Source organism: Oceanihabitans sp. IOP_32, from assembly GCF_009498295.1.
GTDB lineage: Bacteria > Bacteroidota > Bacteroidia > Flavobacteriales > Flavobacteriaceae > Wocania > Wocania indica.
On record NZ_CP040813.1, the window covers coordinates 1,197,306 to 1,216,988 of the forward strand.

A 19,683-nucleotide genomic window follows, 5' to 3' on the forward strand; every position below is an offset into this window, starting at 1 on the left:
TTAGCGTGCTTGTTTATCAATTAAAGAAATCGTTTTTGCAGCCTTATCATAATCCTGCTGCATCTCTACATTAGTAATTGGCGTATAACGTGCCAGTTCGCAATTTTTAATGATACTCATAAAATCGGATATTGCAACGGCACTAACCTGCTTGTCTTCTAATAGAGCAACTACTCTGTCTTTACTAAGCTCACTGGTTTCAATTTGTAATTTAGCTTTTAAATAGTTGTGTAGTGCACTTTCTAGGGCATCGTAAAAAGCGTCTTTATCTCCGAGAGTGCGTTTCGCTTTTCCTAAATATTTTTTAGCAAGTTTATCTGCTTTTCTAATTTTACTACCATCGACATCGGCGTCTAGAGCCCTTTTTTTCTTTCTAATTACTATGGCAAGCGGAATGGCTATAAATGGGAGTAATAAAGACGTCCAAAACCAAGGTGTTTTAAAAAAATATCCTGTTTTTGTAGGCGAAAACTTAGTTTTCGTTTTTATAAAGGCAAACTGATCGTTATTTAAAACAACCCGTTGTTTGCCAGTACCGACATTCGCATTGTTATTGGTACTCGAAACACTACTTACTGGTCCTTCTAAAACGTCTATAATAAGGTTATCAGACGATATTCTTTTGTAAGTTTCCGTTCTTAAATCGAAATACGAAAACGAAATACTTGGTATGGGGTATTTACCTTTAAATTGCGGAACAACCGTATAACTATCTTGAATTTTCCCCTGCATACCAGCTAAATTTGTTCTGACACTTTCGGTATGCTCTGGTTCGTATACCTCTAAAGAGCTAGGTAAAGAAACTTTAGGTAATTTAAACAATTTTAGATTGCCTTTGCCACTTACCTCAACTTTTAATTGTAGCGATTCTAAGGCGTCTAATTCCGTTTTAGACGCTGTAACATTAAAATCGAAGCTACCTACGGCTCCCGTAAAATCAACAGGTCTACCTTGCTCGGGTAGTGGCTTTACATTTATGGTTCGTCGCCCTGCAGACACGGTTTTGTTAGTTCGAGTCATTAAACGCCCTCCAAAAATATCACGCCTGTTTGTTGGTACTCTTACGGCAATATCTAAGCTTAAAGGTTCTATGGTTAATTTTCCGGTTTTCTGCGGATATAACACGGTTCGTCTCAACACTAAAAATTGGTATTCCTCACCTTTATAGGTCCCCATTTGGACTTTTTCTCCTTGCACATCGATATTCTGACTCCAAAAATCGTTGTACCGCGGACTATCGATTTCCCGCCAATTATCAACCCCAGTATTTGGCGATACATAAAGTTTATAAACTACCGTTATCCCTTCGTTTAGATAGGGGTCTGTTTTAGAAACCTCGGCGACCAAATGAATGTTTTGAGAAGCTATATAGTTTGGATCGTTAGGATCCTTGGGTTTATCGATAGCGGCTGTAACTTTAACCTTTACCGGTAGGGTTTTATAAATTTCTCCATCTATTGAAATAGTGGCTTGATTTATAGTGAAATCGCCTTGCTTTTTTGGGGCCAAAAAATAACTAAAGGTCTTTTTATAAGTTCTAACCCCATTAATCCATGAGTTGCTTACCGCTTGGTTTGGACCTCCAACAACAGTAAATCCGTTAAAATCTGGAGGATTAAAATTATCACCATCTTGATTCATTTCAAAATCGACACGTAAGCGCTCATTAATACCCAAAGTACTTTTGCTCACTTTGGCTTCAAATTTTACTTGTGAAAAAGTAAAACCTGTTACCAACATTAAAATTATAAATGATATGTGTTTTTTAATTTTCATGTTTTACTTTACGATTTAAGAATACGCTTTTTGATTTAGGTTTTTAATAGTTTGTAAATTTCTATTAACACCGGTTCCTTATTCTCGATTCGTTTTACCAGTCCTTCTCTGCTTTTACGCTTTCGCCTTTTTGTTTTTTTGCGTTCATTTTTTCTTGAACTTTCTTCTCTTGATTATTCATCGCTTCTAACAAACTCTTAATTTGCTGCGGCGACAGTTGTCCAGGCTGTGGTTGCGACTTCTGCTGGTCTTTATTATTACCGTCATCTTCCTTATTTTTGTCGCCTTCATCTTTATTATCCTCGTTAGGTTTTCCTTCATCTTCCTTTTCATCCTCTCCGGCATCATTATCCTTATCGCCCTGATCTTTTTTATCGTTGCTATCATCTTCCTCTTCGCCGTCCTTTTTATCTTGGTTTTCTTGGTCGCCTTCTTCTTTATCGTCTTGATTATCGTCTTCTTTATCTTGATCTTGTTGATTTTTTTGCTGCTCTGCACAGGCTTTTGCTAAGCCCAAATTATAACGCGCCTCATCATCTGTGGGGTCGTTTCTTAATGCATTCTTATAAGCTTCAACTGCGGCAATACAGTTTTTGTTTTTCATTAAAATATTACCAATATTATGATATGCCTTATGCTTTTCTGTTTTAGAAACGGCATTTTTAAGAGCCAGTTCATGTCGGTATAGCGCCTCGTCGTAATTTCCTTTTTTATAATACGAGCTTCCCAAATTATATAAGCCCGCTACCGTGGTTGGCTGTTCTGATATTGCTTTCCTATAAGCCATTTCGGCCGATACAAAATCGTCGTCTATTAAAGTATTACCCTGATAAATGTAATTGTTAGACTTTTTAGATGCCTCTAACTCTTCTTTTTCTTGTGCAAAAGAAAAAGATGCAAATATTGTAAATAGAAGTATCGCTGCTTTTTTCATCGTCATTGTTTCTAAATTCTAATATAGAAAACCTTTCAAGTTAATATCGTTAAAAAATTTATAAATTATAAGTGCTGTTTTGCTTGACTTGAACCTATGGATTTCAAGTCGGGAAGCCTAAAGATTTTCATTAAATAAATTTAATTTTTTAAGCCATTCTGTTTTTCGTTCTAAAAGAAAAATATCTAAAAGCAAAAAGAAAATTCCAAAGCCTAAAAACCATTGAAATTGGTCTTGATACTCTGCAAATTGCTTGGCTTCGAATTCGGTTTTGTCCATTTTATTTAAAAGTTCCCTAATGCGCTCAACCACCGCATCGGTATTTTGGCCATTAATGTAAACTCCATTGGCTCCTGCTGCGATATTTTTTAGTGTGGTTTCGTCTAGTCGTGTAATAACCGTTTCTCCCTGTCTATCCTTTTTGTAATTTGAAATCACACCATTTCTTTTTATGGGTATTGGTCCGCCTTTTACATCGCCCACTCCAATAGTAAAAATTCTAATTCCTTCTTTTAGAGCTTCTTCGGCTAAAGACACGGCATCTTCACCATGGTCTTCACCGTCTGATATGATAATAAGTACTCGGTTGGTTTGCTGCTCGTTGTCGAAATAGGTTTTAGACAGTTTAATGGCTTCATCGATTGCTGTCCCTTGCGAGGATAGCATATCGGTATTCATACTGTTTAAAAACATTTTGGCCGCTGCGTAATCTGTCGTTATTGGTAATTGCGGAAAAGCTTTACCCGCATAAGCAATAATACCGATACGATCGCTGGCCAAATTATTGATAATTTGTGTTACCAATTGTTTCGATTTTTCTAGTCGGTTTGGTGCAATATCTTCGGCAAGCATACTTTTGGACACATCGATAGCAAAAACAATATCGACGCCTTCCCGCTTTACAGTTTCCAACTTAGAGCCAATTTTCGGATTTACCAAAGCCAGAGCTAAACAGGCAAAACCAAGACTTAATACCGCGATTTTTAAAATAGATTTGAATAAAGATCTGTTTGGGCTTAACCGTTTAAGCAGTTTTTTATCGGCAAACTTCTGCTGTGTTTTGTGTTTCCAGATTTGAAGCACAAAAAAGCATAGAACGATTGCTGGAATCACTCCCAGAGCCCAAAACCATATTTTTTCTTCTAACTGCATTATGTGTTTATTTGTTTTTCGTGGATTTGTTTTCCTCGAATTCACTAATTAAAACTAAAAGTCTTCCGCTTTTGCGGAAATAAAAACCGTTGTTATATAAAACTTCTAAAAATTGTAAATCGCAATAGCAATTCTAAAAGCAATAATAGCCCTGCTAGAATAACCAAGGGTCTAAATTTTTCTTCATAATTATAAAACTTAAATTCTTCAATTTCTGTTTTTTCAAGTTTATTAATTTCTTCGTAAATATCTTCTAGTTTTTTATTATCGGTCGCTCTAAAATACTTGCCTCCAGTAAGATCTGCGATTTCCTGCAGTAATTTCTCATCAATTTCAACTTGTACGCGGCCATATTGAAAATTGCCGTTGGGCAAGATGGCAACTGGTGATAATGCCATACCGTTTGTTCCTAAACCAATCGTATAGGTTTTAATGCCGTATTCTAGTGCCAATTCGCTTGCAATTTTAGGGTCTATAAATCCAGAATTGTTAACGCCATCGGTTAACAAAATAATAACCTTACTTGTGGCTTTACTATCTTTTAAGCGGTTTACAGCGGTTGCTAAGCCCATTCCAATAGCGGTGCCACCTTCTATAATGGTATTGTATTGTATCTCCTTTAAAGCGCGTAGCACTATAGATTTGTCGCTGGTAATTGGTGTTCTGGTAAAGCTTTCGCCGGCGTACTCCACTAACCCAATTCTGTCGTTTGGTCGGCCTTTAATAAACTCTGCAGCGACACCTTTTAAGGCTTCCAATCTATTTGGTTTTAAATCTTTTGCCAGCATACTAGCAGATACATCAATAGCCATAACAATATCTATACCTTTGGTGGTTTTTGTTCTTGAAGACACATCTACCGTTTGCGGTCTCGCCATGGCCACGATAAGCAATGTTAAAGCCAATAGTCTTAAAACAAATAAGAAGTGCTTGGCTTTAGGTAACCACGAATTTTCTAGTTTAAAACCCTTTAAACTAGATATTTTTAATTCTGAGGTTTGTACACGATGCTTTAAAACATACCAAAATACCGCTAACGGTAAAAGCAGTAGTAACCAAAAAAAATCTTTATTTAAAAATTGTATTCCTTCAAACATTATTCTTCGACTTCTTTAAGTTCTATTGAATTTAAAATACGTGCCACCATCTGATCTGCATAAGTATCGTCTTTAGGACTTGTAATTATAATTTGTTGGAGCACATTTTCTGCCGTAAAATGAAGCATAACATAGTTCCCTTCCTGTAGTTTATTAGAAATCGGACTAAGTATTTTAAATGTCCCATGTGTTTTTAATCCCTCGGCACCATTTGGGGTCGTAAACAGTTCTTTTAAAACAATAATATCTTTTGCTCCTTGGGCTTCAAAATCTTGTAAGGTGTTTTCAGAAATTTTTTCCAGATCGACACCTTCCTCACCAGGATTTTTTAGTATTGATGTGCTTGTACTTACCCAAAACATCTCGGTTAGCGCTCCATAACTAAACGTAGACACGCTTGTGTCTTGATTTAATTCTTGAGATTTAGGTGTGTCCATTCGTTTTAATACTTGGGGTGTTGAAATATGTATGGGCGGAAAGCCATACGCACTGTTTACCCAGTTACCCTCTAAAAGGGTTTTACTTTCGTGACCAAAAATATGATCTTTAACATAAGTAAAACCATATTTTAAACCAAAACCAACAAAAGTTGCTATGGCTAAAAATAGACCAACCGCAACGGTGGCTATAATTTTATTACGCTTTTGTTTGCGCTCTAATTCTTTTTTGTACTGCTCGTCTAAAAGTTTTTCTTCTTCAGTAGGTTCGGGTAAGGCTTCTTTAACCTGATCAATTTTAGCATCAATGGTGTTTCTATCTAACTTTGCCAACTCCACATCTGGTGCAGATTTTGCAAATTTCACTAAATCGGCGCGTTTTAATATGCTTTCTAAATTAGCAATATCTTCTTTTGTGATTTTTATCTGATTACCGTCTTTAAGAAGGTTTAGCCTATAAATTAGCTCGTCTGTTGTACTTTCTAAAGCGCGGTCGTATACCTTTTCATCAAGATACTTTTTGATGATGAACGTTAGATCTGAATAGTAATCTTTTAAATTTTCGTGTTCGAGATAAAGGCTATCGTCTAGTTTTTTTAAGGCCAATTTAGCTCTATCATAGGGTGGTAATAATGCGATTTCTTCGGCTTGAGTAAGCGGTTTTTTTCGCCAAATAAACCAATACAGCACAAAGCCAACAGCAGCAATTATAAGTAAGGTTATTAATAGGTATTTAAACCAATTACTTCCCGTTTTGTTAACGGTTATAATCGGCTTAATATCGTACAAGCCTTGTTTTGTGGTATCAATTAGAACATTTCTAACCTCAACCTTCATAGAATCTGTGAAAAACAGTTTATCACCAATGGCAATTTTTTGTCTTGGAATGGTATAGGTTCCCGAATCAAATTGAGTTAAACCATAGGTTTTTATCAGATTAAATTTATCCTTGTTTTTTAAAGTGTCTGTTTTATAAGACTCAATCACTTCTAAGGGCAAAAAAGTTTGTCCTTCTGGAAAGACAACAAGATTTGTGGTATCGGTTTCAACTTGAATCTTATATGTAATTTGTTCACCAATTTTTATAGACGTCGAGTCGATTTCAGCGGTGACTTGAGCATTTATGAACCAAGATGAAAGCACCAAGACAAAAGACAAAACCCGTTTACCAAAATTAAAAACCCTTCTCGATTCTTGACTCTTAACTCTTGACCTTATTATATTTGATTTTTTATTTTTCATTTTAAAAAAGCTTCACTTTGGCGCTTAGCCCGACATCACTTTTAACCTTTAACTTAATATCTTATCTGTGTTTAAAATATCCCAGTAATTTTTTTACATAACTTTCGTCTACCCGACAGTTTATGGTTCCTGCGCCAGATTTAGCGAAGGCATCTTTGTAGTAGTTTACTTTTTCATGATAAAATTTACCGTATTGACGTCTTACTTTTTTAGAGGTCGTATTCACTAACATAAACTCACCAGTTTCGGCATCTTGCATTTGTACGACACCCAAGTTTGGAATTTCGGCTTCCATTTTATCATAAATTCGAATACCCGTAACATCGTGTTTTCTGGCCACAATTTTAAGGGTTTGTTGATAGTTGTCTGCAAAAAAATCAGATAGCATAAACACAATGGCTTTCTTCTTCATGACATTGGACAAAAACCTTAAGGCTTCAGAAACATCGGTGAGCTTACTTTTTGGTTTAAATTCAATTAACTCTCGAATTATTCGCAAAACGTGAGAACGTCCTTTTTTGGGAGGAATAAATAATTCGACTTGATCTGAAAATAAAATAAGTCCGATTTTATCGTTATTCTGAGTTGCCGAAAAGGCCAGCGTTGCCGCAATTTCGGTGATTATTTCATTTTTAAACTGATTTTGAGTACCAAATAATTCTGAGCCCGACACATCGACCATAAGCATCATGGTAAGCTCGCGCTCTTCTTCAAAAACTTTTACAAACGGTTCGTTATAGCGTGCGGTAACATTCCAATCGATGCTTCTTACATCGTCTCCAAATTGATACTGACGCACTTCAGAAAAAGTCATACCCCGCCCCTTGAAAGTCGAGTGGTATTCGCCTCCAAAAATATGATCGGACAAACGTCGTGTCTTAATCTCTATTTTGCGTACTTTTTTAAGTAGTTCTTTAGTATCCATAAGCCCTTACTCCCCGTAAAAGAGGAATTAATCGCTGTTAAATTTTAATTTGAAATGTTTTTAAGTATCATATTTTGTTCCCTCACACCCACATCCTTATACAATGGCGGTTTCCTTTACGGGACTAGAACCTTTTATGGTACTTCGATCTCGTTTACAATTTTATTAATAATGTCCTCTGAGGTTACATTTTCGGCTTCAGCCTCGTAAGTAATGCCTATCCTGTGTCTTAGTACATCTTGAACTACAGCACGAACATCCTCTGGAATAACGTAACCACGACGCTTAATAAAGGCATAGCATTTTGCGGCAGTTGCCAAATTAATACTTCCTCGAGGTGAGGCGCCAAAAGCTATTAAGGGTTTTAAATCGGCCAGTTTATATTTTTCTGGATATCGCGTAGCAAAAACAATATCGAGAATGTATTTCTCAATTTTCTCGTCCATATAAACCTCTCGAACAACCTCTTGAGCTCGTAAAATTTGAGCAGTAGAAACCACAGGATTTACCTTATCCCATGTACCTTTTAAATTGGCGCGCATAATAAGCTGCTCTTCGTTTATTTTAGGATAATCTATAATGGTTTTTAGCATAAAACGATCTACCTGAGCTTCTGGCAACGGGTACGTACCTTCTTGCTCCACTGGGTTTTGTGTTGCCATTACTAAAAACGGCTTATCTAAAATGTAAGTTTCATCGCCAATAGTAACTTGCTTTTCCTGCATGGCTTCCAGTAGTGCCGATTGCACCTTAGCTGGTGCTCTATTAATCTCGTCTGCCAGAACAAAGTTGGCGAATATAGGCCCTTTTTTAATAGAGAAATCATTAAGTTTCATATTGTAAATTAATGTTCCCGTAACATCGGCAGGCAATAAATCTGGAGTAAATTGTATTCTACTAAAGCTCCCCTCGACCGCTTGCGCTAAGGTATTAATAACAAGTGTTTTTGCTAAGCCTGGAACCCCTTCAAGTAAAATATGCCCACGACCTAATAAGCCTATTAGTAAACGCTCGACCATATCTTTTTGCCCAATTATCATTTTATTCATCTCAAACATGAGCAAATCAACAAAAGCACTTTCTTTCTCAATCTTTTCGTTAATTGCCTTAATATCAATTGTACCTGTTTCTTCCATTATTTTATTATTTGAAGTGTCGAATATACTGCGCTTATTTTTAAGCAATGCAAATTGTTAAAATTTTAGTTGTAACGCTGTTAAAAATTGGTTAAAAATCAGCAAGGCTATTAATACAGCTTGCCGTAATCAAATATTTAACAAGAGTATATACCATATTTGGCCGATCTAGTACACTACTCAAAAAACACCAAGTACATTTTTAAAACTAGACAAACAAATTCATCTGTTTTAAGTATTTTTATTGAAAATTATAACGATATAAAAACCATGAGAAAAACAGCACTAATCACAGGAGCTACCAGTGGTATTGGAAAAGCTACAGCATACGAATTAGCAAAACACGATATAAATCTAATACTTTGTGGGAGACGATTAGAACGCCTAAACAGCATAAAAAACGATTTAGAACGTTTAACCCATGTGCATATTTTAAATTTTGATGTTCGCGATAAAAACGAGACTTTAAAAGCTATTGAGTCGCTACCAAAAGCCTTTAAAATTATTGATATTCTTATTAATAATGCTGGAAATGCGCACGGATTAGACCCTATACAAACTGGAAACCTCGACGATTGGGATGCCATGATGGATATTAATGTAAAAGGCTTACTTTATGTAAGTAAAGCAGTTATTCCGCAAATGACCGAGCGTCAAACTGGACATATTATAAATATAGGCTCTTCTGCTGGAAAAGAAGTTTACCCAAAAGGCAACGTGTATTGTGGCAGTAAACATGCCGTTTTAGCAATTACTGAAGGCATGCGCATGGACTTAAACCCGTTTGGAATAAAAGTTGGTGCCGTAAACCCTGGCTTGGTTGAAACCGAGTTTTCTAAAGTGCGTTTTAAAGGCGATGCTATGGCTGAAAACGTTTATAAAGGCTATAAAGCTTTGCAAGCCGAAGATATTGCAGAGATTATTTATTTTGCCATTTCAAGACCGCCTCATGTAAATATTGCGGATGTATTGGTGTTGCCCACGGCGCAAGCGAGCAGCACTATTGTTAAAAAAGAATTTTAAAATTACAACTATAAGATTCCCGTCTTCACGGGAATTAAAAATAAACAACTTTAATAATGATTAACAAACGCTTACTTATAAAACACCTTTTAGCTCACAACGATGAGAACAGTTTTTATGACAAAAAGCGTAAAATAGATATTAGTCAAAAAGAAGGGAAAGGCAAGTTTTTAAAACACATTTGTGCGCTTTCCAACAGCAACCCTAAAAACAACTCTTATATTGTAATTGGTGTAGAAGATGAAGACAACAATATTGTTGGTGTCGATTTTTTTGACGATAGTAAAATCCAGAACCTCATTAATGCCTATTTAACCAATCCGCCTATTGTGCAGTACGAAAACATTCCGTTTCCGCATTTGCCAAACGACAAAGTAGTAGGATTAGTCACCATTCGCCCTACGGGGAAAATCACTTCCTTGCGGAAAAATATATGGAAATATTATGGGGGTTCGGTATTCTTTAGAGATGGCAGCATAAGTATGCCCAAGGTGTTTGATGTGGATATAAAAGACATCAATTCTAAAATTGTTGAAGCTATTGAAAACAATGCACAAAACAATATTGAACACACCTTAGATGCCGTTTTTCATTTTATGAATACCCGAAAAGATTACAATGCCCAATACAAAGTGTTTAAAGAATATTTTGTAGTGTGTTGGTCTGGGCAAAAAAAGACAATAAAAGATGAAACCTTTTACTCTAGGGTAGATATTGAATTGATTAATGAGCAAGTCCGTTTATTTTTCTCGGCTTTAGATCAAGTTTCAATCACAATAAATCCAGACTCGTTTCAGATTATTGAATATGTAAATCTCGGACTTCAAAACACCAATAAATATTATCCGCTGGAGGAAACCATTATTAGTTTTGAAGATAACGCCACTTATAATATTGATACTAAGCTATTATTTGAACCGCCTCAATTTGATAAAAAAATATTACATCATATTTATAATTCTAACAATGCGCTATTAGAAAAACTAAAAAAAGGACTTTCGCTTACAAAAAATGAAGAAGACGATTTAAAAAACTTACCTGTAACCTATTTAATATGCTATTTTAATTTATTTCATGATGCTATCGATAAACTCAACGAGGCCAAACCCTATTTAAAAGCTTATAGTGAAGAAATATATAATCTATACAAAGAGGCTTTACGCATTTTAAGAAAAGTGAAATATAGCTAAATTCATTAAAAATTAATTCTCAGAGATGTTATCTATATTTTTTTCAGTAAAAGCAAAGACCCCACAGTTTCTATATCCTGTGGGGTCTTGAGTTAAAAATTGACTGAATTTTATTATAAATTAAAAATCTATAAATCAAACTTAATGCCTTGGGCTAAAGGCAACTCATCTGAATAATTAATCGTATTGGTTTGTCTTCTCATATACACTTTCCAAGCATCACTACCAGACTCGCGACCGCCACCAGTTTCTTTTTCACCACCAAAAGCACCACCAATTTCAGCACCCGAAGTCCCAATGTTTACGTTAGCAATGCCACAGTCTGAACCAGCATAAGATAAAAATTTCTCGGCCTCTTTCAATTCATTAGTCATAATGGCCGACGATAAACCTTGAGCAACCGCATTCTGCTTTTCAATAGCATTTTCAACACCTCCGGAATACTTCATTACATATAAAATTGGAGCAAAAGTTTCGTGTTGAACGATTTCAAAATGATTTTCAGCTTCAATTATGGTTGGTTTTACATAACAGCCGCTTTCGTATCCTTTACCTTCTAAAACACCGCCTTCAACTAAAACATTACCGCCTTCAGCCTTAGCTTTTTCAATAGCAGCTAGATATGTATTTACCGAATCTTTATCAATTAAAGGCCCGATATGATTTTTTTCATCCAACGGGTTACCAATGGTTAATTGGCCGTATGCACCTACAATGGCGTCTCTTACTTTATTATAGACTGATTCGTGAATAATTAAACGTCTTGTTGAAGTACAACGCTGTCCGCAAGTGCCCACAGCACCAAATACAGCACCTGGAACCACCACTTTTAAATCGGCCGTAGGCGTAATAATAATGGCATTGTTACCGCCCAATTCTAATAGTGATTTACCAAAACGCTGGGCAACTGTTGTGCCTACAATACGTCCCATTCGAGTAGAACCCGTAGCAGATACTAACGCCACTCTAGTATCTTTAGTCATCATCTCGCCTACTTTATAATCGCCCGTAATAATACTTGAAATCCCTTCTGGCAAGTTATTTTCTTTTAAAACCTCGGCAATAATATTTTGACAGGCCACAGAGCATAGAGGTACTTTTTCTGAAGCTTTCCAAACACATACATCACCACAAACCCATGCTAATGCCGTGTTCCATGCCCAAACCGCCACTGGAAAGTTAAATGCCGAAATAATTCCAACAACCCCAATAGGGTGCCATTGCTCACGCATGACGTGTCCTGGACGCTCAGACGGCATGGTTTGTCCGTTTAACTGTCTTGATAAGCCTACAGCAAAATCGCAAATATCAATCATTTCTTGAACTTCGCCGTAACCTTCTTGCAAGGATTTACCCATCTCATAAGACACCAATTTACCTAGAGGTTCTTTTAATTCTCTTAATTTATTTCCAAACTGGCGTACAATCTCCCCACGCTGTGGTGCTGGCATATCTCGAAAAGTTAAAAATGCTTTGCTAGCTGTTGCCATCACCTTTTCGTAATCGTCCTGCGTAGAGGCTTTTACTTTAGCAATTAGCTTACCATCTACTGGTGAATAAGATTCTATAAGGTCTCCGTTCGAAAAATTATTGGCCCCTGTAGATGTGCCATTATTTATAGGTTTTATACCTAATTCTTTTAAAGTGTCTTGTATTCCAAATTCAGCTGCTACTGTTTCCATGTATTGTTTGATTTTTTTATTGACTTCACTGCGAATATACTAAATTACGGCGTTATTTTTTTCTGAATTTCATATTAAAATACTATATTGAAACGCTTAACAAGACTAATCCATTATGAAAAAACTCATTCTTTTAACTACTATCGTATTATCTTTCAACGCTTGCAAAAATTCCGAAAATAATACAGAAGAAGTCCCACAACTCCCTAAACAAGAATTCGCAATAATAATTCATGGTGGTGCTGGCACCATTCTTAAAAAGAATATGACCCCCGAGAAAGAAGCCGCCTATAAATCGAAATTAGAGGAAGCCATTCGAGTGGGTTATAACATTTTAAAAAATGGAGGAACAAGTTTAGAAGCGGTTACAAAAACCATAAACGTTATGGAAGATTCTCCGCTTTTTAACGCGGGTAAAGGCGCCGTGTTTACACATGAAGAAACGAACGAACACGATGCCTCGATTATGGATGGTAAAACATTAAATGCTGGTGCTTCTGCTGGCACAACCACCGTAAAAAACCCTATTGATTTAGCGCGTGCTATCATGGATAATTCGCCTCATGTTATGCTTTCTGGTAAAGGTGCCGATACCTTTGCAAAAGAACAGGGTTTGCAAATGGTTGACCCTAGTTATTTTCACACCGACACCCGTTTTAAAGCCCTTCAAAAGATAAAAAACCAAGAAAAAACAGAATTAGACCACGATACCAAAGTTTCATTTTATGATGACACCATTCAAGATTCCAAATTTGGAACGGTAGGTTGTGCTGCACTCGATAAAGATGGTAATTTAACGGCTGGAACCTCGACTGGAGGCATGACGAATAAACGTTGGGGTCGTATTGGCGATTCGCCTATTATTGGAGCTGGTACCTATGCTAATAATGCTACTTGCGCAGTATCGAGTACAGGTTGGGGTGAGTATTTTATTCGAGGTATGGTAGCTTACGATATTTCTGCTCTTATGGAATATAAAGGTTTATCGCTTAAAGAAGCCTCAAAAGAAGTTGTTCAAAATAAACTAAGCAATCTTGGTGGTACTGGTGGTATTGTTGCTGTTGATAAAAACGGTAATATGGTGGCAGAATTTAATACCGCTGGAATGTATAGAGCAACTATGGACGATAAAGGCAACTTAGTGATTGGTATTTATGAAGACGAGGAAGAAAAACCTTAGTACGACCAACCTTTTTCTATAATCTCACGTTACTCGAACGCCGCTTTTTGTTTATATCTCAGTTCTTAAATCCATACTATGTCATTTAAAAAACTCGTCCCTTTCGTTTTAATAATTACGTTCTTAGCTTCTTGTAAAAAAGAAGCTGAAGAAACCGATAATCTTTTCAAATTTAGAGACTATATTAGTTATACCACTTCGGGAATGACATCGGTAGCTTCGCCCATACAAATAAATTTGGCTAAAGCTGTTGACGAGTGGGAAATGGGTATGGAGATATCAGACCATATCTTGAGCGTAAAACCTCATGTTCAAGGGAAATTAACGGCTAATAACAGCAACACATTAACCTTTACTCCAGACGAGTATTTAGAGCCCGATACAGAATATACAGTCACCTTAAAACTTGGTCGCATTTATACCGATATGCCTCAAGACTTTAAAGACTACACCTTTCAATTTAAAACAATTGCACCTAGTTTTAATGTACTAACCAACCATTTGCAATCTTACAGTAAAAACTGGCAATACCTTGAAGGCGTTATTAAATCTGCCGATGTAATCGCTTTAAAAGATGCTAAAACCTTAGTTAAAGCATCTCAAAATGATAAAAACTTAACCTTGGTTTTTAATGAAACCGATTCGCTATCTAGATTTTTTGAATTTAAAATTGACAGTATAAACAGGCAAATAGAAGACAGTAAAATTCTAATTAAATGGAGTGGTAAAACCATAAGTGCCCCAAATTCTGGAGAAAACACGATTGCTATTCCTGGCATAAATAATTTCTCGATTGTAAATGTAGATGTCGTGCAATCTCCAGAACAATATCTCTCGATTAATTTCTCGGATCCTTTAAAAAAACAACAGAATTTTGATGGTTTGGTAGCCATTGAAAAAACCAAAAACCTAAAATATATTGTGCAAGGCAATGTCTTAAAAATTTATCCAGACAGTAAATTAGTAGGCGCAATAAAAGTTGATGTTTTTCAAGGGATTAAAAACACAGATGATTTTAAACTAAAGCATCCTTTTTCCGAAACCATTACTTTTGAAGACTTAAAACCTCAAGTTCGTTTAATAAGCAATGGCAGCATCCTACCTAATTCTGAGGCTCTAAAATTTAATTTTGAAGCTGTTAATTTAAGTGCGGTAGATGTTAGGGTTATTAAAGTTTTTCAAGACAATGTGCTTCAATTTCTTCAAGAAAACACCATAAACAGCAACAATACCTACGAGATAAAAAAAGTTGGAAGACGCATTGCCAAACAAACAATTCAATTACAAACTGCTGCCGAAAACACAGGGAAATGGAAAGCTTACAGTATTGATTTGTCAACGTTTTTTAAAGCCGATCCTGGTGCTATTTATCGCGTAGAACTGAGCTTCGATAAAACCTACTCGCTTTACGATTGTGCCTTAAACTCAAATAATACAAGCCCTGAGGAAGACAGCTATAACGATTATTATGAAGACGATTTTTATAGCGATTTAAACGACATTGCTTCGTACGACGAGGATTTAAAAGAAGAGGCCTATTGGGACAACTTACTTTACCGCTACAAAAACTACAACTATAACTGGCGTGAAGAAGAGAACCCTTGCCACGATGCTTATTATAACGAACGTAAAATAGTCTCTCAAAATCTGTTGGCCTCAAATATAGGTGTTATTGCAAAACGCGGCACAAACAATTCTTATTACTTCGCAGTTACTAATATTTTAACCACCAACCCAGAAGCTAATGCCAAGGTGACGCTCTACAACTACCAACAACAAGAGATTGAGAGCAGGTCTACCGACGAACAAGGTTTAATAACTATAGATTCTGATAAACATGCTAGTTTTGCTATTGTTTCTAAAGGGCAAAACAGTGCCTATATAAAACTAGACGACGGCAATTCCTTATCCCTAAGTAAATTTGACGTTTCTGGAAACCGTTTACAACGTGGACTTAAAGGCTACATATACGGAGAACGTGGGGTATGGAGACCAGGCGACACCCTGCATTTAACCTTTTTATTAAACGACGCCAACAACAAACTACCCAAAGGACATCCTGTTAAAATGGAGATTACAAGTCCTGAAGGAAAATTAGTTTATAAAAATATAACCTCGGCTAATCTTAATAACTTTTACAAATTTACAGTACCAACCGCTCAGGAGGACAAAACTGGAAACTACAACGCCAAAGTTTCGGTTGGTGGTGCCGCATTTTACAAACAATTAAAAATTGAAACCGTTAAACCAAACCGTTTAAAAATTAAAGTAGATTTTGAAGATGAGATCTTAACCAGTGAGACCCCTTTAAAAGGAGTTCTAGATGTAAAATGGCTTCATGGCGCGCCAGGAAAAAACTTAAAAGCGGAAATTAAAGCGAAATTCTCACCCTCGAACACCAGTTTTAAAAACTATAGCCAATACACTTTTAACGATCCTACACGTCGTTTTAACACCGAAGAAATAACTGTTTTTACAGGCAAGGTTGATGGGGATGGTTTAGCGCGATTAAACAAGCAATTAAATATTGGTAAAAATGCGCCGGGCATGCTTAACGCGCAATTTTTAGTACGTGCTTTCGAGAATGGCGGCGATTTTTCAATCGATGCTTTTACCAAACCATATGCCCCGTACAAATCGTTTGTGGGTTTACGTTCGCCAGAAGGAAATGCCTATGGTTCGTTTTTTACAGACGAAAACCAAACATTCGATGTGGTGGTGGTTAATGCTGAAGGACAACCTGTAAAACGCGATAATCTTGAAGTAAAAGTTTATAAAATTGAATGGCGCTGGTGGTGGAATTCCTCTTACGACAATCTGTCTAGTTATGTAGCTAGCAGCTACCATAAACCCTATTTAAACTCTAAAATAAACACCGATGCTAACGGAAAAAGCACCTTAAACATCAATATCCCAGATAAAGATCGTGGGCGATACTTGATTAGAATTTTCGATCCAGTTAGTGGGCATGCCACGGGAAGAACCGCCTATTTTTACAAAAATTGGTGGAGCAATTCTAGCTCTGGAGATAAAGAAGCGGCAAAAATGCTTGTGTTTTCAGCCGATAAAGAAAAATATAATGTTGGTGAAACTGCAAAAATAACCTTCCAATCGGGTAGCGCAGGTCGTGCTTTGGTAAGTATAGAAAATGGCACAGAAGTTTTAGACTACAAATGGGTAAAAACGCAACAAGGAGAAACCACGGTTAATATTCCAATAACATCGGTAATGGCACCCAATGTATTCATTAATATATCGCTTTTACAGCCACATGCCATTTCGATTAACGATTTACCAATTCGATTATTTGGTGTTATTCCATTACGCGTTGAAGACCCAAATACCAAGTTAGAGCCACAATTACAAATGCCAGATGTGCTGCGTCCTAAAGAATCTTTTAAGATATCTGTTTCAGAAAAAAATAAGAAACCCATGACCTACACTGTTGCTATGGTAGAAGAAGGCCTATTGAGTTTAACTAACTTTAAAACACCAAACGCATGGGAAGAATTCTATAAACGTGAGGCTTTAGGCGTAAAAACTTGGGATATTTTCGATGCTGTTATTGGCGCTTATTCTGGTAGTATCGACCAAGTGTTTGCTATTGGTGGAGACGGCTATATGGAAGGCGGAAAAAACAAAAAGGCCAATCGGTTTAAACCTGTTGTTACTTATTTAGGCCCTTTTAATTTACAAGCTGGCGAAGAGAAAACACACACTTTAAAATTACCAAACTATATTGGTGCCGTGCGAACCATGGTAATTGCAGGCGATATAAACCATGAAGCATACGGAAGCATCGATAAATCTGTGGAAGTTAAAAAACCTTTAATGGTTTTAGCTTCGCTGCCGCGGAAATTAAGCCCGGGCGAGAAAGTAATACTACCCGTTACTGTTTTTGCCATGGAAACCAAGGTGAAAAATGTAAACATTAATTTAAAATTAAGTGATGGTATTGCTGTAGTTGGAGCAAAAGAGAAATCTTTATCCTTTTCAAAACCAGACGAAAAAATGGCGTATTTCGAGCTCGATGTAAGCAAGGCAAAAGGTATAAATACCGTTGAAGTTATTGCAACAGGACATGGCGAGAAATCTACTTATAAAGTCGAATTAGATGTTGTAAATCCGAATCCCATTTCATCAAAACCAACAGATATAACCCTATCTGCCAATAAAACTGAAGCGATTACGCTGTCAACATTTGGTGTTCCTGGAACAAATACGGCTACTTTAGAGTTTTCGACCTTACCACCCATGGATTTTTCGCGCCGCTTACAGTTTTTAATTCAGTACCCACATGGCTGTTTAGAGCAAACGGCATCTGGGGTATTCCCGCAGTTATTTTTAAGCGATATTTTCGATTTAACACAAGACAAAAAGCAAGAGATTCAAAATAATATAGAAAAAGGTATTACGCGCTTAGCGCATTTCCAATTGCCGAATGGCGGTTTGAGTTATTGGATGGGTGAAAATACCGTAGACGATTGGAGTACCAGTTATGCTGGGGCATTTTATGATAGAAGCCGAAAAGAAAGGCTATGTTTTACCCTTAACCTTTAAAAGCAATTGGATGGCTTACCAAAAACAAGCGGCGAGAGATTGGAGACCTAGCTATAGAACATATAATTCTGATTTGGCTCAGGCTTACAGATTATACACTTTAGCATTGGCTGGAAGCCCAGATTTAGCAAGTATGAATAGGCTTCGTGAATTCTCAGAAATTTCTAATGAAGCAAAATGGCGTTTGGCTGCAGCATTTGCCTTAGTGGGCCAAAAAGAAGCGAGCGACAAAATTTCGCAGTCGGCAAATATTGAATTCAAACCGGTTAAGCACAATTATTACACCTACGGATCTCGAGATAGAAATCGCGCAATGGCTTTAGAAACTATGGTGCTTACTAAAAACGAAAAGCAACGTGAATTAGCCGAGTACATTGCGAAAGATTTATCGAGTAACCGTTGGATGAGCACCCAAACTACAGCTTACAGTTTATTGGCGATGGCTAAAATGGTAAATGCTAACGGCGGAAAAGCATTACACGTAAACTACACCATTAACGGAAAAACTAAAAGCATAGATAGTAAAAGTGCTATTGCCCAGCGTGAACTGCAAATAAACGATGGCAGCAACGAACTATCCTTTACAAATAATAAAGACAATATTGTTTATGTACGTGTTTTAAATTCGGGTAAATTACCCTTAGGTGAAGAGCTAGTGGAGCAACGTGGTTTAAGTGTAGCCTATACTTTTAAAGATTTAAACGGCAATGCTATTTCTATTTCAAAACTTAAACAAGGTCAGGATTTTGTTGCGAGCGTTACCATAAGTAATTTAAAAAATGAGTATGTTAACGATGTGGCATTAACCCAAATTTTCCCTTCGGGATGGGAAATTGTGAATACCAGATTTACAGATTTTGGAAGCAGCACAACCAGCCAAGCGCGTTTTACCGATATTAGAGACGACCGCGTAAATTTCTATTTTGATTTAGCTGAAAAAGGAAAACAAGGTCGTAAAACATTTCATGTCATGTTAAACGCTTCGTACCTTGGCACCTATTATTTACCCGGTATTCAAGCCGAAGCCATGTACGATAACGACTATTTAGTACGAACCAAAGGCCAATGGGTTGAGGTTGAAAAATAATTAGGGATAATTTTAGCTCATCCTGCAAGATTGCACTGAGACCTAACCGGTTTTGAAAACCGGTTAGGCCTTTGTTAACGCATAAACAGATAGCAGTATATGCTCTAAATTATTTTTTGTCAAACACTTCGCTACAAGATTTAAAAACACCTTGCAGAATAACCTATTTTATTTCAAATAAAGGTTTTTACCTTTTGTGATTTTACTAAAATTACACCCCAAAAAACTAACATTACAAACTAGCGCGTTAGGGATTGAAAAG

At 36.6% G+C, this 19,683-nt stretch carries 13 protein-coding genes; 5 read left to right on the forward strand and 8 right to left on the reverse strand.

Going from position 1 to position 19,683, the window contains the following annotated elements:
* The 7 genes from FEZ18_RS05010 to FEZ18_RS05040 form a co-directional block, all read right to left on the reverse strand.
* Nucleotides 1-1,776, reverse strand: coding sequence for a BatD family protein (locus tag FEZ18_RS05010; RefSeq protein ID WP_153267305.1), 1,776 nt, complete (start codon nucleotides 1,774-1,776; stop codon nucleotides 1-3).
* A gap of 94 nt (nucleotides 1,777-1,870) precedes the next feature.
* Entirely contained in the window at nucleotides 1,871-2,710 is an 840-nt protein-coding gene (locus tag FEZ18_RS05015; RefSeq protein ID WP_153267306.1) for a tetratricopeptide repeat protein, read from the reverse strand.
* A 117-nt stretch (nucleotides 2,711-2,827) separates the two neighbouring features.
* Nucleotides 2,828-3,865, reverse strand: a complete 1,038-nt coding sequence (locus tag FEZ18_RS05020; protein ID WP_153269049.1) for a VWA domain-containing protein — start codon at nucleotides 3,863-3,865, stop codon at nucleotides 2,828-2,830.
* Between the two features lie 89 nt (nucleotides 3,866-3,954).
* Nucleotides 3,955-4,959 carry a vWA domain-containing protein gene (locus tag FEZ18_RS05025; RefSeq protein WP_153267307.1) on the reverse strand — a complete coding sequence of 335 codons (1,005 nt, stop codon included), beginning with the start codon at nucleotides 4,957-4,959 and terminating at the stop codon, nucleotides 3,955-3,957.
* Nucleotides 4,959-6,638 carry a BatD family protein gene (locus tag FEZ18_RS05030; RefSeq protein ID WP_228122868.1) on the reverse strand — a complete coding sequence of 560 codons (1,680 nt, stop codon included), beginning with the start codon at nucleotides 6,636-6,638 and terminating at the stop codon, nucleotides 4,959-4,961. Before FEZ18_RS05030 ends, FEZ18_RS05025 begins: the two co-directional genes overlap by 1 nt.
* A gap of 61 nt (nucleotides 6,639-6,699) precedes the next feature.
* Nucleotides 6,700-7,563: a DUF58 domain-containing protein gene (locus FEZ18_RS05035; RefSeq protein ID WP_153267308.1), complete on the reverse strand. Its 864-nt coding sequence runs from the start codon at nucleotides 7,561-7,563 to the stop codon at nucleotides 6,700-6,702.
* A 134-nt stretch (nucleotides 7,564-7,697) separates the two neighbouring features.
* Complete coding sequence (locus FEZ18_RS05040; protein ID WP_153267309.1) at nucleotides 7,698-8,699, reverse strand: AAA family ATPase; 1,002 nt, start codon at nucleotides 8,697-8,699, stop codon at nucleotides 7,698-7,700.
* A 270-nt stretch (nucleotides 8,700-8,969) separates the two neighbouring features.
* On the opposite strand from FEZ18_RS05040, the gene FEZ18_RS05045 reads away from it, so the two are divergent.
* Nucleotides 8,970-9,722 (forward strand): SDR family NAD(P)-dependent oxidoreductase, encoded by a 753-nt coding sequence (locus tag FEZ18_RS05045; protein WP_153267310.1) that lies wholly within the window; start codon nucleotides 8,970-8,972, stop codon nucleotides 9,720-9,722.
* A 56-nt stretch (nucleotides 9,723-9,778) separates the two neighbouring features.
* Entirely contained in the window at nucleotides 9,779-10,912 is a 1,134-nt protein-coding gene (locus FEZ18_RS05050; protein WP_153267311.1) for an ATP-binding protein, read from the forward strand.
* 128 nt (nucleotides 10,913-11,040) lie between these two features.
* Here FEZ18_RS05050 and FEZ18_RS05055 read toward each other — a convergent pair whose 3' ends face one another.
* Complete coding sequence (locus tag FEZ18_RS05055; protein ID WP_153267312.1) at nucleotides 11,041-12,594, reverse strand: aldehyde dehydrogenase family protein; 1,554 nt, start codon at nucleotides 12,592-12,594, stop codon at nucleotides 11,041-11,043.
* Nucleotides 12,595-12,709: 115 nt separating this feature from the next.
* Here FEZ18_RS05055 and FEZ18_RS05060 point away from each other — a divergent pair, with 115 nt between their 5' ends.
* The 3 genes from FEZ18_RS05060 (at nucleotide 12,710) to FEZ18_RS14905 (ending at nucleotide 19,421) form a co-directional block, all read left to right on the forward strand.
* Complete coding sequence (locus FEZ18_RS05060; protein ID WP_153267313.1) at nucleotides 12,710-13,774, forward strand: isoaspartyl peptidase/L-asparaginase family protein; 1,065 nt, start codon at nucleotides 12,710-12,712, stop codon at nucleotides 13,772-13,774.
* Between the two features lie 78 nt (nucleotides 13,775-13,852).
* The gene (locus tag FEZ18_RS05065) at nucleotides 13,853-18,334 is read left to right on the forward strand and encodes an alpha-2-macroglobulin family protein (protein WP_317164453.1); all 4,482 of its coding nucleotides are present in this window, start codon (nucleotides 13,853-13,855) and stop codon (nucleotides 18,332-18,334) included.
* Complete coding sequence (locus tag FEZ18_RS14905; protein WP_317164454.1) at nucleotides 18,288-19,421, forward strand: hypothetical protein; 1,134 nt, start codon at nucleotides 18,288-18,290, stop codon at nucleotides 19,419-19,421. Before FEZ18_RS05065 ends, FEZ18_RS14905 begins: the two co-directional genes overlap by 47 nt.
* Nucleotides 19,422-19,683: the final 262 nt, after the last annotated feature.